This window comes from Mucilaginibacter sp., from assembly GCF_028287845.1.
Lineage (GTDB): Bacteria > Bacteroidota > Bacteroidia > Sphingobacteriales > Sphingobacteriaceae > Mucilaginibacter.
The window spans coordinates 1-14,442 of the sequence record NZ_JAQBOW010000044.1 but is presented as its reverse complement, the minus strand read 5'-3'; the positions used below and the strand labels follow the sequence as shown (position 1 = coordinate 14,442).

16 protein-coding genes are annotated in these 14,442 nt (G+C 38.8%); 10 read left to right on the top strand and 6 right to left on the bottom strand.

The features are described from left to right. Positions 1–78: 78 nt before the first annotated feature. The 6 genes from purH to rodA all read left to right on the top strand — a co-directional run bounded on the left by purH (position 79) and on the right by rodA (position 7,418). Entirely contained in the window at positions 79–1,605 is a 1,527-nt protein-coding gene (purH, locus tag JWP71_RS04110; protein WP_299497435.1) for a bifunctional phosphoribosylaminoimidazolecarboxamide formyltransferase/IMP cyclohydrolase, read from the top strand. 105 nt (positions 1,606–1,710) lie between these two features. After that, positions 1,711–2,733, top strand: coding sequence for a rod shape-determining protein (locus JWP71_RS04105; protein WP_299497436.1), 1,023 nt, complete (start codon positions 1,711–1,713; stop codon positions 2,731–2,733). 85 nt (positions 2,734–2,818) lie between these two features. Continuing rightward, entirely contained in the window at positions 2,819–3,655 is an 837-nt protein-coding gene (gene mreC / locus JWP71_RS04100) for a rod shape-determining protein MreC (protein WP_299497434.1), read from the top strand. A 118-nt stretch (positions 3,656–3,773) separates the two neighbouring features. Continuing rightward, the gene (locus tag JWP71_RS04095) at positions 3,774–4,166 is read left to right on the top strand and encodes a rod shape-determining protein MreD (protein WP_366143517.1); all 393 of its coding nucleotides are present in this window, start codon (positions 3,774–3,776) and stop codon (positions 4,164–4,166) included. Beyond that, positions 4,163–6,151 (top strand): penicillin-binding protein 2, encoded by a 1,989-nt coding sequence (mrdA, locus tag JWP71_RS04090; protein ID WP_299497432.1) that lies wholly within the window; start codon positions 4,163–4,165, stop codon positions 6,149–6,151. Before JWP71_RS04095 ends, mrdA begins: the two co-directional genes overlap by 4 nt. After that, entirely contained in the window at positions 6,144–7,418 is a 1,275-nt protein-coding gene (gene rodA, locus JWP71_RS04085; RefSeq protein WP_299497431.1) for a rod shape-determining protein RodA, read from the top strand. The genes mrdA and rodA overlap by 8 nt, the downstream gene beginning before the upstream one ends. Here the strand turns inward: rodA and JWP71_RS04080 are convergent. Further along, the gene (locus JWP71_RS04080; RefSeq protein ID WP_299497430.1) at positions 7,415–8,269 is read right to left on the bottom strand and encodes a hypothetical protein; all 855 of its coding nucleotides are present in this window, start codon (positions 8,267–8,269) and stop codon (positions 7,415–7,417) included. The genes rodA and JWP71_RS04080 overlap by 4 nt on opposite strands. Positions 8,270–8,344: 75 nt before the next feature. Here JWP71_RS04080 and JWP71_RS04075 point away from each other — a divergent pair, with 75 nt between their 5' ends. Together JWP71_RS04075 and JWP71_RS04070 are read left to right on the top strand one after the other, a co-directional pair. Beyond that, positions 8,345–8,926, top strand: coding sequence for a thymidine kinase (locus JWP71_RS04075; protein WP_299497429.1), 582 nt, complete (start codon positions 8,345–8,347; stop codon positions 8,924–8,926). Positions 8,927–9,186: 260 nt separating this feature from the next. After that, the gene (locus tag JWP71_RS04070) at positions 9,187–9,555 is read left to right on the top strand and encodes a response regulator (RefSeq protein WP_299497428.1); all 369 of its coding nucleotides are present in this window, start codon (positions 9,187–9,189) and stop codon (positions 9,553–9,555) included. 26 nt (positions 9,556–9,581) lie between these two features. On the opposite strand, the gene JWP71_RS04065 is transcribed toward JWP71_RS04070, so the two are convergent. From JWP71_RS04065 to JWP71_RS04050, 4 genes are all read right to left on the bottom strand, one after another. Further along, positions 9,582–10,898 carry a zinc dependent phospholipase C family protein gene (locus tag JWP71_RS04065; protein WP_299497427.1) on the bottom strand — a complete coding sequence of 439 codons (1,317 nt, stop codon included), beginning with the start codon at positions 10,896–10,898 and terminating at the stop codon, positions 9,582–9,584. Between the two features lie 71 nt (positions 10,899–10,969). Then, positions 10,970–11,650 (bottom strand): NAD-dependent epimerase/dehydratase family protein, encoded by a 681-nt coding sequence (locus JWP71_RS04060; protein WP_299497426.1) that lies wholly within the window; start codon positions 11,648–11,650, stop codon positions 10,970–10,972. Positions 11,651–11,741: 91 nt separating this feature from the next. Continuing rightward, on the bottom strand, positions 11,742–12,065 hold the full coding sequence (locus tag JWP71_RS04055) for a hypothetical protein (RefSeq protein ID WP_299497425.1): 324 nt from the start codon (positions 12,063–12,065) through the stop codon (positions 11,742–11,744). Between the two features lie 3 nt (positions 12,066–12,068). Then, the gene (locus JWP71_RS04050) at positions 12,069–12,206 is read right to left on the bottom strand and encodes a hypothetical protein (RefSeq protein ID WP_299497424.1); all 138 of its coding nucleotides are present in this window, start codon (positions 12,204–12,206) and stop codon (positions 12,069–12,071) included. A 259-nt stretch (positions 12,207–12,465) separates the two neighbouring features. Here JWP71_RS04050 and JWP71_RS04045 point away from each other — a divergent pair, with 259 nt between their 5' ends. Beyond that, positions 12,466–12,660 carry a cold-shock protein gene (locus tag JWP71_RS04045; RefSeq protein WP_299497423.1) on the top strand — a complete coding sequence of 65 codons (195 nt, stop codon included), beginning with the start codon at positions 12,466–12,468 and terminating at the stop codon, positions 12,658–12,660. Between the two features lie 96 nt (positions 12,661–12,756). Beyond that, complete coding sequence (locus JWP71_RS04040; RefSeq protein ID WP_299497422.1) at positions 12,757–12,963, top strand: hypothetical protein; 207 nt, start codon at positions 12,757–12,759, stop codon at positions 12,961–12,963. Positions 12,964–13,215: 252 nt separating this feature from the next. Here the strand turns inward: JWP71_RS04040 and JWP71_RS04035 are convergent. Further along, on the bottom strand, positions 13,216–14,442 hold a 1,227-nt coding region (locus JWP71_RS04035; protein WP_299497421.1), incomplete at its 5' end, for a hypothetical protein.

The window sequence follows — 14,442 nt, the reverse complement described above, 5'->3', positions numbered from 1 at the left end:
TTTTACAAAAAACTCATCTCCAATCACTAATCTCTAATCACTAATCATTACCTTTGCGGCTCAAAAATTTCCCTTTAAATGAGTCAGTCTGTCGCAATTAAAAATGCCCTTATTTCAGTTTATTATAAAGATAATCTGGAGCCTATTATTCAGGAGTTAAACCGCCTTGGTGTAAAAATTTACAGCACTGGTGGAACCGAAACTTTTATACGCAGCCTTGGGGTTGATGTTATAGCTGTTGAGGACCTTACCTCTTATCCTTCTATTTTGGGCGGACGGGTTAAAACCCTGCATCCAAAAGTATTTGGTGGCATACTGGCCCGCAGAAACTTTGAAGGCGACCAGCAACAACTTACCCAATACGAGATACCCGAAATTGACCTGGTTATCGTCGACCTTTATCCGTTTGAAGAGACGGTAGAATCGGGCGCAGGACATGCCGATGTTATTGAGAAAATAGACATTGGCGGCATTTCTCTTATCCGCGCAGCGGCAAAGAATTTTAAAGATGTGGTTATTGTAGCCTCAAAAGATGACTATACCGAATTAGATAGCATCCTAAAAGCGCAAAACGGAACTACGACTATTGATCAGCGCAAAAAATTTGCGCATAAGGCTTTCAATATAACTTCAAACTACGATACCGCTATATTCCAGTATTTTAACCAGGAAGATCCGTTGCCGGTATTTAAGCAAAGCATCCAAGCCAGCCAGGTATTACGCTATGGCGAGAACCCGCATCAAAAAGGTGTGTTCTATGGCAATTTAGATGCTATGTTTACCAAACTGCATGGCAAAGAGCTTTCCTACAACAACCTGGTTGATGTAGATGCCGCTGTAGCATTGATAGATGAGTTTACCGAACCTACTGTAGCTATTTTAAAACATACCAACGCTTGCGGCATTGCAAGCAGATCTTTTATTAAAGAAGCTTGGATTGATGCTTTGGCGTGCGACCCGGTATCTGCTTTTGGAGGAGTTATTATTGCTAATGATGAGATAAATGCAGAAACTGCTACCGAAATAAGCAAAATATTTTATGAGGTGTTAATAGCGCCTGCATATACTGATGAGGCTGTACAAATTTTACAGGGGAAAAAGAACCGCATCATATTGATTCGGCAGCCTGTTGAATTACCTTCTAAACAATTTAAAACTTTGTTAAACGGCGTTATTGAGCAGGATAAGGATGCAGTAATTGAGGGCCCAGAGCAAATGACAACTATTACCAACAGGCAGCCAACGGCGCAGGAACTAAAGGACCTGCATTTTGCCAATAAAGTGGTTAAGCACACCAAATCAAACACGATAGTGTTTGCAAAAAATCACCAGCTTATGTCAAGCGGCGTGGGGCAAACGTCAAGGGTTGACTCTTTAAGGCAAGCTGTTATTAAAGCAGAAAGCTTTGGATTTGACCTGAAGGGAGCAGTAATGGCATCTGATGCTTTTTTCCCTTTTCCTGATTGTGTTGAGTTAGCAGCCGAGGCCGGGATATTAGCCGTATTACAACCAGGGGGTTCAATAAACGACAAACTTTCTGTTGAAATGTGCAATCAAAAAAACATTTCAATGGTTACTACCGGTGTACGTCATTTTAAACATTAACTTTTATACAATAAATTGCATTTTTTATCGCTTTAAATAACAATTAGTTAATGTTATTAAGCATATATTTATAAACTTTGCAAAATATTTTGAAGCAAACTAAAAATTGGTTTATTTAATTTTTTTACACAAGAGATTGCTATAGATTTAGGTACTGCAAATACCCTTATCATACATAATGATAAAGTTGTTGTTGACGAACCGTCGATAGTAGCTTTTGACCGCACAACCAACAAAGTTATTGCCATTGGGCGTCAGGCCATGCAAATGGAAGGCAAAACTCACGATAACATACGCACGGTAAGGCCGCTAAAAGATGGTGTAATTGCCGACTTTAATGCCGCCGAGCACATGATACGGGGAATGATAAAAATGATAAACCAGGGTAAAGGATGGTTCTTTCCATCGTTGCGTATGGTTATCTGTATCCCATCAGGTATTACCGAAGTTGAAAAACGCGCGGTACGCGACTCGGCCGAAATTGCAGGTGCTAAAGAAGTTTACCTGATACATGAGCCAATGGCTGCCGCGGTAGGTATTGGTATTGATGTGGAAGAGCCGATGGGTAACATGATCATTGATATTGGTGGTGGTACTACCGAGATTGCAGTTATTGCCTTATCTGGTATTGTTTGCGATCAATCCATCCGCGTTGCAGGTGATAATTTTGACTCGGATATTGTACAATATATCCGCCGCCAGCATAACATCATGATTGGTGACCGTACTGCCGAGAAAATTAAAATTGAAGTTGGCGCAGCTTTACCTGAGCTAAGTGATCCACCTGCTGATTTTGCTGTACAGGGCCGCGATTTAATGACCGGGGTACCAAAACAGATCATGGTATCGTATACAGAAATTGCGCATTGTTTAGATAAATCTATATCAAAAATTGAAGAAGCGATATTAAAAGCTTTAGAAATTACCCCGCCAGAGTTATCAGCAGATATTTATCAAACAGGTATCTATTTAACCGGTGGTGGCGCGTTATTACGCGGTTTAGATAAACGTATAGCCGCTAAAACCAAATTACCGGTTCACGTTGCCGAAGATCCGCTGCGTGCAGTAGTTCGCGGCACTGGTACTGCCCTTAAAAATATTGGTAATTTTAAATTTTTAATGCAATAATTTAGATGTGAGATATAAGATTTGAGATATGAGACACCATTCAAAATCTCAAATCTCACGTCTCACGTCTCAAATCTAATAACAGATGCGCAACCTTCTAATCTTCATCAGTAAGTACAACGCATTTTTCCTGTTCGTTATATTTGAGGTTAGCGCGCTGGTTATTTACATTAAATATAATTCTTTTCAAAAAGCTACTTTCATTAACAGTACCAACCAGGTTACCGGTAATTTATACGCACAGCTTAATAAGCTGCAAAATTACCTTTCTTTAAGAGAAGTTAATGATAACCTGGCCCGCGAAAATGCAATGTTGAAGGATCAGCTCAAGTCATCCTTCTACATAGACACTGTTGCCAGGCATAAAGTAACCGATACTATTTACAAACAGCAATATGAGTACATAGATGCTGCAGTGATTAATAATTCAATTAACCGGCGCAATAATTATCTTACTATCAATAAGGGCAGCGGAGCCGGCATTGTCAAAGGGATGGGTGTAATTTGCTCGTCGGGCGTGGTGGGCAAGGTTGTAGTTGTTGGTGAGCACATGTCTGTCGTTCAATCATTATTACATAAAGAAACTATTATAAGCGCTTCGCTGGCAGGCACAAAAGATCTGGGGTCGTTTATTTGGGGCGATGACCTTAACCCGCACATGGGTTTGCTATACAATGTATCAAACAATGCTACACCTAAACTGGGTGAGTTGGTAGTAACATCAGATTTGTCGCTGTTCCCGGCAGGCATACCAATCGGGAAAATAGCTAACCTGCATTCAAAAAGTGGTAAGGGCTCATTTTTAAATATGGATGTAGCAATAGCTGTTGATTTTAGCAAACTGCAATATGTATATGTAGTAAACAATAAACTGGCTAAAGAACAATTGGGATTGGAGGCCCAGGAGAAGAAGGATGAGTAGATCTATAATTCTAAATATAATAAGATTTGTTTTATTGGTTTTTATACAAGTGTTTTTATTAAAAAATATAACGCTATACAATCTCTCTACACCTTACTTGTACATTCTTTTCATTTTATTGCTCCCATTTGAAACGCCCAACCTTTTATTATTTGCGCTGGCCTTTATACTGGGTTTAACAATTGATGCTTTTTATGATACGCCCGGCCTGCATGCCACAGCATGCGTTTTACTTGCATTTGTACGTGTTTTATTTATCAGCATTACCGTACAAAAAGAGGGATTTGATAATGAGCCCGAACCAACCCTTAGCTTAATGGGTTTTAGGTGGTTTTTTACCTATGCGTTTGTCCTTACTTTTTTCCATCACTTCTTTCTTTTCAATTTGGAGGTTTTTCGCTTTTCTGAAATACAATATACACTTATACGCGTTGTATTAAGTTCAATATTTACCGTATTTTTGATGTTGATTTCGGGCTTATTATTTTTAAAGAGCAGGGAACGTAAATGAATCAATTTTTTGAACGGCGATATGTTATTGGGGGTATATTTATAACCCTTACATTGATATTGCTTGGCAGATTATTTTATATCCAAATAATTGACGATAGATACCTGCTTTATGCCAATAAAAACGTAATCCGCCAGTTTATTAAATACCCCGCCCGCGGCCCAATATTAGACCGAAACGGAATAACCCTTGTAAAAAACGAATTGGTATATGATATCAGCGTTATCCCTAAACAAGTTAAACCATTTGATACTTTAGAGTTTTGCAGACTTATAGGCATAGATAAAGCCGAGTTTGACAAATTGTTTTTAAAAGCTATAAAATATTCGCCAAGTTTATCATCCTCGTTCGAAAAGCAATTATCACCGCAACTTTATGCCTCACTACAAGAGCGGATGTCAGAGTTCCAGGGATTTTCTGTAGAAGAACACCCTATACGCAGCTATCCGGATTCGGTTGCGGCCCAATTTTTAGGGGGTATAGGCGAAGTAAACGATGCTACCATTGCCAAATATGGCGGGTATTACCGCCTGGGTGATTATATTGGCACCTCGGGTGTCGAAAAGGCTTATGAAACGGTTTTACGCGGGCAACGTGGTGTACAAAATAAGATGGTTGATTCGCGCGGGATACCAAAAGGATCGTATGCTAACGGAGCTTACGATACGTTAGCGGTTTCGGGTGAGCGCTTAACCTCATCATTAGATATTACTCTGCAAAAGCTGGGCGAAAAACTAATGAAAAACAAGGTGGGCAGCATTGTAGCCATTGAACCTTCAACCGGCGAGATATTGGCATTTGTAAGCAGCCCGGGTTATGACCCAAACTTGTTGGTTGGACATGATCGTAGTACTAATTATAAAACTTTAGCTACAAATCCATATAAACCATTTTTGGTGAGGCCAATACAGGCAAATTATCCCCCGGGTTCGTCATTTAAACCACTTAGCGCGCTTATTGCGTTACAAGAAGGCATAATAACCCCCCAAACTACTTATAACTGTCCCGGATATTACATGTCTGGCAACAGGCAGGTAAAATGTACGCACGTACATGGTATTGTAAATTTAAGTGGTGCGGTTGCAGGTTCATGTAACGGATATTTCTCTATGGTTTTCCAAAAACTAATAGATAAAAATGGCCCTAAACTAACTGATACAACCTTTAATGACTGGAGAAACAATGTAGCTAAATTTGGTTTAGGTTCACGCATTGGTGTGGATTTACCGGCTGAAAGGGGGGGATATTTACCCAAAGCCGCTCTTTATGATAAAATGTATAAAGGCGCAAGATGGCGCGCAAGCACCGTACTATCATTAGCCATTGGGCAGGGTGAACTGGGCGCTACACCTTTACAATTAGCTAATATTGAATGTACCATTGCTAATCATGGTTTTTATTATACCCCTCATTTAATAAAGGGCATTGGCACAAAAAATATTGTAAAGCCAGAGTATCTGATTAAACACGATGTTAGCATAGATTACCAGTACTTTGAACCCGTTATTGATGGTATGCAGGCAGTAGTTGAAAATGGCACAGCCATTCAATCTAAAATACCCGGCATTATTATGTGCGGTAAAACAGGTACGGCGCAAAACCCTCATGGCGAAAACCATTCTATTTTTGTAGCCTTTGCCCCGCGCGAAAATCCAAAGATAGCTATAGCGGTTATTGTAGAAAACTCTGGCGAGGGGGCACACTGGGCAGCGCCTATTGCAAGTTTTATTGTAGAGAAATATCTAAAGGGTAGTATATCTCCGCGCGAATCAGGTATTACGCCCGAACACTTTATGGAAGCAAACCGCTTGCCAGAAATTACTACCTATAGTGGCAACAAAGCAACAGTTAAAGCCGATAGCCTAAAAAAATTAAAGCTTGATTCGATCCGTAAAAAAGGGTTGATTAAGTCGGCTTCAAACAAAAATAAAAAAGATATAACTATTAAATATTTGGCCGCTATTAAACGAAAGGACGATGAGTAATCCGCAGCGCAGTTTCTTTTTTAATGTTGATTGGCTTACCGTATTTATTTACCTGGCGCTATGTACCATTGGTGTATTAAGCATCCATTCGGCAGTGTTTGATCCTAAAAATCCATCTATAGTTGATATGGATACCAATTATGGCAAGCAGTTTATTTTTGTTATTATATCTGTAGTCCTTGGCATTTTTATCCTTTTATTAGAGAGCCGTTTTTTATCGGCGCTTGCACCTACAATTTATTCGGTAACTACGCTGCTATTATTATTGGTATTAATTATCGGGCGCAATGTAGGTGGCAACCAGGCCTGGATCTCACTACCGGGCGGTATTAGGTTACAACCGGCAGAGTTTGCCAAATATGCTACCTGTTTATTGCTTGCCCGCTATTTAAGCGGCACCAATATAAAAGTGACCGAAATTAAATCCTTCGCTATTGCTGCCGCTATAATATTTTTCCCAATGCTGCTTATCCTGCTGCAGCCCGATGCTGGCTCAACCCTGGTGTTTAGCTCATTACTTTTTGTTTTATATCGCGAAGGCTTATCACCATACTTTTTAATATTAGAAGGGTTATTTATTACACTGTTTGTTTTAACACTTAAGTTAAACAACATGCCGCTTATTATAGGGGTAATTATTGCCCTTACCCTGGTAATTGTATTACTTTTTAAGCGTAATCGGCAGATAATTACCACTGTACTTTTAGGTGCTGCAATACTAATATCTTTTGCTTTTAGCGTAAAGTTTCTTTATACCAGTGTTTTAAAACCGCATCAAAAAACCCGTATTGATATTGTGCTGGGCATAACAAATGACTTAAGAGGAAAAGGATATAATGTTAATCAATCAAAAATAGCTATTGGCTCTGGTAAGCTTTGGGGCAAAGGTTATATGCAGGGCACCCAAACTAAATATTCGTTTGTACCCGAGCAAAGTACCGATTTTATTTTCTGTACAGTAGGCGAAGAATTTGGCTTTGCAGGGTCTGTAGTAGTATTGGGCCTATACCTGCTGTTAGTATTGCGTATTATATACATTGCCGAGCGGCAACGATCGCCTTTCTCGCGTATTTATGCTTATGGGGTCGGGTCGGTAATCTTCTTCCATGTGGTAATCAATATCGGCATGACGATAGGTATTGTGCCATCAATAGGTATCCCCTTGCCATTGATCAGCTATGGCGGGTCATCATTATTAAGTTTTACGTTAATGATATTTACCCTGATCAAGCTGGATTCTAACCGGATGGTAATGATATACGCTTAACTATACCGTCTTTTTAATAACGCATAAAATTTCCCGATAGTTTCGGGCTTGCCCTCCCAGTTGTTTTTAACTACGTAGTTTTTATTTAAAAAACGATCGGCCTCTTCAAACGTATTAAATCGGTTTAATATTTCAATAGCTTCACTGTAAGCCAGGTTATAACCATTAAAAAGATCTTTCACATACAGCAATTTATCATTAAGGGTTATTGCCTGTTTAAGATTAGTGACAGGTTGGGCACCAGCCTGCTCTGTTATATTAGTTTTGCTGCTTAGCTGCGACGATATTTTTTGATTGATGGTAACAACCTCATCTTTAACAATTTTCTCATTTTTAGCAGGTGATTTATCTTCCTCTTCGTTAGGGATAGCGGGTTCTTCAACAGCAACCGGCTGTTCTGTTTTTTCTTCGGCTACCGGTAGTTCATCCTCATCATCATTCAAACTTTCAGTTTCATCAACAACCAATTCATGGCGTATAACCTCGGGCTCCTCCCTTATAAAGGAATAAGAATCTTTCGGCGTACCTGACGAAAGATCTATAGATGGTACCGGTTCATCAGCAGGTTCAGAAAGCGTGCGACTGCCTTTTAGTTCGGGCTTAGGCTGCACAACAGGCTCAAAATATTTCTCGTTGCTGGTAGTTTCCTTTTTAATTAATTTCTCTGTTTTATTTTTCTGGTTAAGCTTTATTAATATCTCTGCATGATCTGCCAAAAACTTGGCATTGGCAACAAACAGCTCAAGTTCCAGCTCATTTAAATTGGCGGGGTTAGCTTCTATATAATTATACTGGTCATTTAGCTCTTTTATGATGATGCCTATCTTATTAAATACTTCCAGCTGCTTCATTATAATCCTTTTAGAAAATTGCTTACCAAAATTAAGCATTAAATTCTGATATTAGACTTTTACTAAAAGTTTAGCATGCAGCTCACTGAAGAAATTTTTAAGCGAAAAAATGAAAGTGGCGGCGGTATAGAGGTTATTTGCGGCTCCATGTTTTCGGGCAAAACAGAAGAGCTGATAAGACGCATAAACCGCGCACGGTATGCCAGGCTAAGCGTAAAAATATTCAAACCTATACTTGATGTGCGGTATGATGAGCGTGATGTGGTATCGCATAACTCGAATACGGAGGCATCTACTCCTGTTAGTAAATCTGCAGATATATTATTGCTGGCCGGCCACGCCCAGGTAATTGGTATTGATGAGGCCCAGTTTTTTGATAATAAGCTCCCCGAAGTTTGCACCACCCTGGCCAATAAAGGTGTGCGTGTAATTGTTGCCGGTTTAGATATGGATTTTAAGGGCCGCCCCTTTGGCCCCATGCCAACGCTGATGGCCATTGCCGAGTCTGTAACCAAAGTACACGCCGTATGCGTTAGATGCGGCAACCCGGCGCTTTACTCTTACCGCCTGGTACCCAGTAAAGAAAAGGTATTGCTGGGCGAAAAGGAAAGCTATGAGCCGCGCTGCCGCATTTGTTTTAATAGCAAAACTTTCTAAAAATATCTGAACGAAATAATCTGGTCTAACCTGAACCCACCTGGTCCTACCTGAACCTACCTGACCTAACCCATCTGGGACACTTGGATTAAAACCTGTAAAACACACTATTTGGTTCCATAAATGGTTTTCAATCTCTTGAACACGTTACTTTTAAGTATTTTTTCTGTCACAATCAATTTAATTCTGTTAAAAATTCGCTTAAGGTAAAACAAAAGGTATAGACTGAGTTGTTATGGTTATATTTACGAATAATGGCTATGGCTAAAAAGATATTGGTAATTGAGGATGACAAAGACATTAGAGATTCTATTGTTTATGTTTTAGAGGAAGAAAATTATGAAGTAGTTTCTTCCGGTGATTCTAAAATTCTTAAATCCATAGACGAAATTGCACCCGATATGGTATTGTTAGATAACTGGCTTACCGAATGGAAAAGTGATGCAAATGGCGAACAATTAAGCCGGCAATTAAAAAGCAACCCGGCTACAAGCCATATCCCGGTTATCATTATTTCGGCAGTGAGTAATATTAAAGAAATTGCAGAAGCGGGCCTGGCTGATGATTATTTAAGAAAACCCTTTGATTTAACCGAGTTGACCGATATTATAAAAAAATATCTCAAATAAGAATCTGGAACAATTTTCTAACTTCCTTAATTTGTAATTGCCTTTTCACCAGATATTGGGGTTGCCTTCAAACTATCAAGCGGCACTAAATGCGCTGTTTTTATTTGCTGCAGGCCTACACTGGTTTTTTTCCAATCAGCCGGATTATATTTTGCAAGGGCGGTTGTATCAGCCTTGTTGTAAAAATTAATAATATTCTGTTTTAATGGTAATGTAAGATTAACAAACTTATTTTGTACCAATTTATCAACCAACTCATCATAGGTTTTATCGGTAAGTACATATTCGCCATATTCTGTTTTGCTGCCGGTATCAAAATCAACATTGGGTAAATTAGGTTTTCTATAATTTATTTGTGCCAAAGCAACGGCATATTTATCCATAACCGTGTCAAAGCTTTTTATAAATTGCTTTTCACCTTTTTTACTAACTTCCTTAAATCTAAAAACTCTAAACGGGCCAACTTTAGGCGCTATGGTTAATAAAAAAGCTATTATTTGTTCTTTAAGTTTAGGTTTATCCAAATCATGCCCAAACTCTTCATAATATTTTTTGCGGCGCATGCGGTAATGGAATTTTTGGCTCGTTATACCCGGCATACTTTTCTTTATTTCGTTCTTTTTTAATGCCCATGCGCTGCGGGTAACGGTTGGCATAAGGCTATGTATGGCCCATCTGAAATTATTAATAGAGCGATCAAGATTACCAAATATTTCGTTAATATCCTGTCCGTATGTTTTAAGGAAGGCTTTTTCTAATACTGGTTTGGCAACATTAAAACCAATAAAATCATGATAAGCCTGCGACGCATAATTACCGCGGGCAATTTGCAATACATCAAACGCAATTTCTACCCTGCTATGCGCTATATGATTCTCTTCATAAGTTACAACACTGCCAAATTTTTCTTTTAATTTAGGATAAACCATAGGTACTACTATATTAGTGCCAACAGAATGACCATACCTGTCTGCCATATAATGGCATAATGCACCTAAAGCATAAGAGAATTCATTTAAGTTTTGCGATTCGGAGATCAGGTTATTTACAAAGTCGCCGCTGCGGACATAGTGTATCAGATTAGTAAAATAAGTGCTGCCAAATGGAGAGTAGCCTATATCAGTCATTAAACTACCGCCATAAGCATAAGAGTGCGCAATTAACAAATCGGCATCAGTTGCTTCTGGAAATCTTTTTTTAAGTAATGGCTTGATTGATTTTTCCCAGCTTGCATCAATAATTGCCTCGTGGGTTAAAACAGAATAAGCTTTAACACGTAGTGGGACGATACAAATTATCAATAAAAACAGGAAAAGGTATTTTTTTTCGGTTAAAAGTTTCATGCTAATTGTGAAGTCTATGCAAAGACTTATACACAATAACAAAATCATATATTTTGTTTTAAATCATCCCACTAATTCCTGGCCAATACTACTATGTCTTTTACCTCGAGTATAGGTTTTGCATATCCCCTGGTTACAGAATGAACCATAGCCTGGCCAATTTCTTGCAAGGTACAGGCCGTTGATGGAAAAAACACTCTTAACACCGGGTAAAGCCAGCCAATATATTTATAAAACTTCTGCGTATGTTTTAGTTCTTTAATAGCTTTAATAAAACCGGGCCTAAAAGCAAATACTTGCTTAAACGGTAGTTTCATCAGGTCATTCTCTGTTTTTCCCTTAACCCTTGCCCACATCGAACGGCCAATTTCTGTACTGTCTGTTCCTTTGCCTGATACATAGCAGAAGGTCATATCCTTATTCAATCTGCTCAATGTTTCGCCAACGTTTAATGTTAAGGTATAGGTGAGCCTGTAATAATCTTCTGCGTTCATTCCTACTGACGATACGCCCAGGCAAAAAAAACAGGCATTATAACCTGTTAGCTCATCTTCAATAGCGGTTAGATCTGAAAAATCCTGGTGGATGATCTCTTTTAGTTTGGGGTGCTTTACACCATCCGGCTTGCGGTTTATAACCAGCACGGCCTCAATCTGCGGATGCAGCAGGCATTGGTGCATCACTCCTTCGCCAACCATACCGGTTGTACCGGTAATAATGGCCCTAACTTTTACATCTGGTTTTATTTCCATTTATCAAATTATAAAAACAAACAGAACAATGGTTTTATTCTTTGATTTTATAGTACGAAATAGGTAATTAACTTGTTTCAAAAAAACCAAACTACGTGCGCGGGCGCTTAGGGTTAAAGGCTACTATATAATTCAACTCGTTAGTTACAACATTGCGGTTATCCATGCTTTCTTCATTTTTGTTTAATGATAAATTTAGCCGCAATTTTGCCAGGTGAAACACTTGTAATAAAAACTCAGGAATTACTTTTGTAGCAATAGTAGGATAATAATCTTTTTGGATCTTTATCCTTTCGGTGTCGGTCACCATACTTAACTCCCATTTATCATCTGTTTTAAAACCATGTTCTTTAGCTGTATTCATCAAATCATACAGGTACATTTTTGTCTGGTTTTCTATTGATTGCTCTTTCATATATTATTTTGCTTTTTTGCCAATTGCATTATCCGCTTTTGATACCGAACCTTTATCAGATTGATAACTTGACTGTTTTTTATTCACGTTAGCGCTTGGCTCTTTCTTTTTTTCTTTAATGGTTTTTCTGTCTTTACTCATGGTATTTAATATTATGCCTACAGAGAATATTCCTGTTACAGCGGGTATAACGTATTATTAGCGCAAAGCTTAAATATCACCGATAAAAGAAAAGGGGCAATGCCTAAGGGTTGTTTGGGAAGTTTTTAAAGGTATGCATTGTAAAATGAATATCGGCAGATATTGGAATATAAAAAGGTGGCATCGAATTTAATATCGACCAAAAAGGTATATATTCCAGTATATATGCCTACCTTGCGGGCTTATTCAATAAAATATAATGCAAAAAGAAGGAACAGTAAAGTTTTTCAACTCCGAAAAAGGATTTGGATTCATTTCACAGAGTAATGACAGAAGCGATGTTTTTGTACACTCAACCGGCTTAATTGATGAAATTCGTGAAAACGATAAAGTATCTTTTGATGTTGAAGAAGGCAAAAAAGGCCTTAGTGCGGTAAATGTAAAAGTTATCTAAAAAATCACTATAAACTTAATCGTGAAGCATCCCGATTAATCGGGATGCTTTTTCTTTATAAATATTATTTATTATTCACTTAACTCAATATAATCTATGGCTAAATCTCAAGCAACCTTTATGAAAAAACAACTGGAAAAAAATCGCCAGAAAAAGAAAGAAGATAAGGCCCAACGCAAACAAGATCGCAAGGAAAACCCAACCAGCGGCGATTTGGACAGCATGATGGCTTATGTGAATGAATTTGGCGAAATAACGTCTACCCCGCCAGACACCTCCCCAAAACCACCAAATAAAGCTTAACCCGCTATTAGCTTATTTCCTGTCGTTATTAGGGCTATGTTTTATCATGCCTTTAGCGCGTGTGTCAAAAATATCCGGTAAGAATTATTTAATTGTATTTGATTGTAGCTACCACTCGCCCGGTAAGCAATCAAAGCCCTTCGTACACTGTTAGCTACTTTAAGCCTTTTCGTTCGCAATGACGGCGGAGAGGTATCGCAATTGCGAGGTACGAAGACAATAGACCGTAGGGAGTTCATTAATACTTGTTTATTATAACTTTTTCTTATCCTTTTCCCATAATTTATTAGATGCCGCAACTGCTACCGGCTCGCCTTTTTGGGCGCTTTTAGCTATATTAATATCCTGCTTTACCAAGTCGGTCAACGCGTTCCAATCTAAGTTTTGGGTGCGGGCAAAAAGCTGCGGCTTATATTGTGCCGATGCTGCTGCGGCATAGTTGATCCATGCAGCCACTTCGGCCCCTGTTTCGGCAACTGCCTGCGCTTTGTTTTTTTCATCGCCCGCGAAACGATATAACGCTGTATAGGTAGCGCCTTTTACTTTATGCGCATAATAATCGGCTAAATAACCCATAGCTTTAAAATCGCCAATGGTTTGTTTTAATTCGGAATTATTATTGTCTTTTAGTTTGGCCGCGCCGGCCAATAAGATTTTTGATGTTTCTGTTAGTTTATCAGCAACCTCTATAGGCGTTAATTCACCTGCAACTTTTCCTTTCTGGGCAAAATCACCTATGGCGGTTACGCCCTGATCTGGCATGCAATCGTTGCGGGCAAAGGCGTTAAGGTCCTTAAATTTGGTAATGTCAAAGCTGCCTTCGGCTAAAAACTCTGCATCATTTTGGCGGTAATGTATCTTATCTACCCATTCAATTACGTCGGCAGTAGCGTTCCAGGTAGTGTACATTAACTTGGCATCCGCTCCGGGGAAATGTTCGGCTATTTTGTCTATATAATAAGACTCGGGCAGGTCTGGATTATAGCCCGCCATACCCCATATCATAAATAAATACCATTGTTTATCAATTTCATATTTAGGAACATTTTCATCCTTGCTATGAAAATCGCGACCGTAGATATAACCATCTGGTCCCCAGAAATAGCCTGCCATTAAGCTTTTAGGCATATTCTTGATAAAAGCATTGGCATAATCAGGCTTGCCCCAGCGGAAGGTAAATAAATCATCGTTGCGCACATTCATCCATACTTTAATTTTATGGTCTACCACATCGTCTTTGTATATCTTATCAAACCAGGTAGGTTTTTCGCTGCTAAACATGCGAGCACGTGCATATTTAAACTCGGTATCAAACGGGCCAACATAATCTTTAAAAGCAGTGCTTATCAGGTTCATATCACTCTCGTGCTGCCTGAAAATAAACGTGCAATTTATTTTAGGATTGATAGCTTTAGCCTCCATAACGCCCTTACCATAGGTTTGCCAGATAAAATTCTCGACAGAATATTCGCCTTTAAT

Excerpts from the sequence above, each read along its gene's own strand:
- purH (WP_299497435.1), top strand. The coding sequence starts at position 79 with ATGAGTCAGTCTGTCGCAATTAAAAATGCCCTTATTTCAGTTTATTAT.
- mreC (WP_299497434.1), top strand. The coding sequence starts at position 2,819 with ATGCGCAACCTTCTAATCTTCATCAGTAAGTACAACGCATTTTTCCTG.
- mrdA (WP_299497432.1), top strand. The coding sequence starts at position 4,163 with ATGAATCAATTTTTTGAACGGCGATATGTTATTGGGGGTATATTTATA.
- rodA (WP_299497431.1), top strand. The coding sequence starts at position 6,144 with ATGAGTAATCCGCAGCGCAGTTTCTTTTTTAATGTTGATTGGCTTACC.
- JWP71_RS04080 (WP_299497430.1), bottom strand. The coding sequence starts at position 8,269 with ATGAAGCAGCTGGAAGTATTTAATAAGATAGGCATCATCATAAAAGAG.
- JWP71_RS04075 (WP_299497429.1), top strand. The coding sequence starts at position 8,345 with ATGCAGCTCACTGAAGAAATTTTTAAGCGAAAAAATGAAAGTGGCGGC.
- JWP71_RS04070 (WP_299497428.1), top strand. The coding sequence starts at position 9,187 with ATGGCTAAAAAGATATTGGTAATTGAGGATGACAAAGACATTAGAGAT.
- JWP71_RS04065 (WP_299497427.1), bottom strand. The coding sequence starts at position 10,898 with ATGAAACTTTTAACCGAAAAAAAATACCTTTTCCTGTTTTTATTGATA.
- JWP71_RS04060 (WP_299497426.1), bottom strand. The coding sequence starts at position 11,650 with ATGGAAATAAAACCAGATGTAAAAGTTAGGGCCATTATTACCGGTACA.
- JWP71_RS04055 (WP_299497425.1), bottom strand. The coding sequence starts at position 12,065 with ATGAAAGAGCAATCAATAGAAAACCAGACAAAAATGTACCTGTATGAT.
- JWP71_RS04050 (WP_299497424.1), bottom strand. The coding sequence starts at position 12,206 with ATGAGTAAAGACAGAAAAACCATTAAAGAAAAAAAGAAAGAGCCAAGC.
- JWP71_RS04045 (WP_299497423.1), top strand. The coding sequence starts at position 12,466 with ATGCAAAAAGAAGGAACAGTAAAGTTTTTCAACTCCGAAAAAGGATTT.
- JWP71_RS04040 (WP_299497422.1), top strand. The coding sequence starts at position 12,757 with ATGGCTAAATCTCAAGCAACCTTTATGAAAAAACAACTGGAAAAAAAT.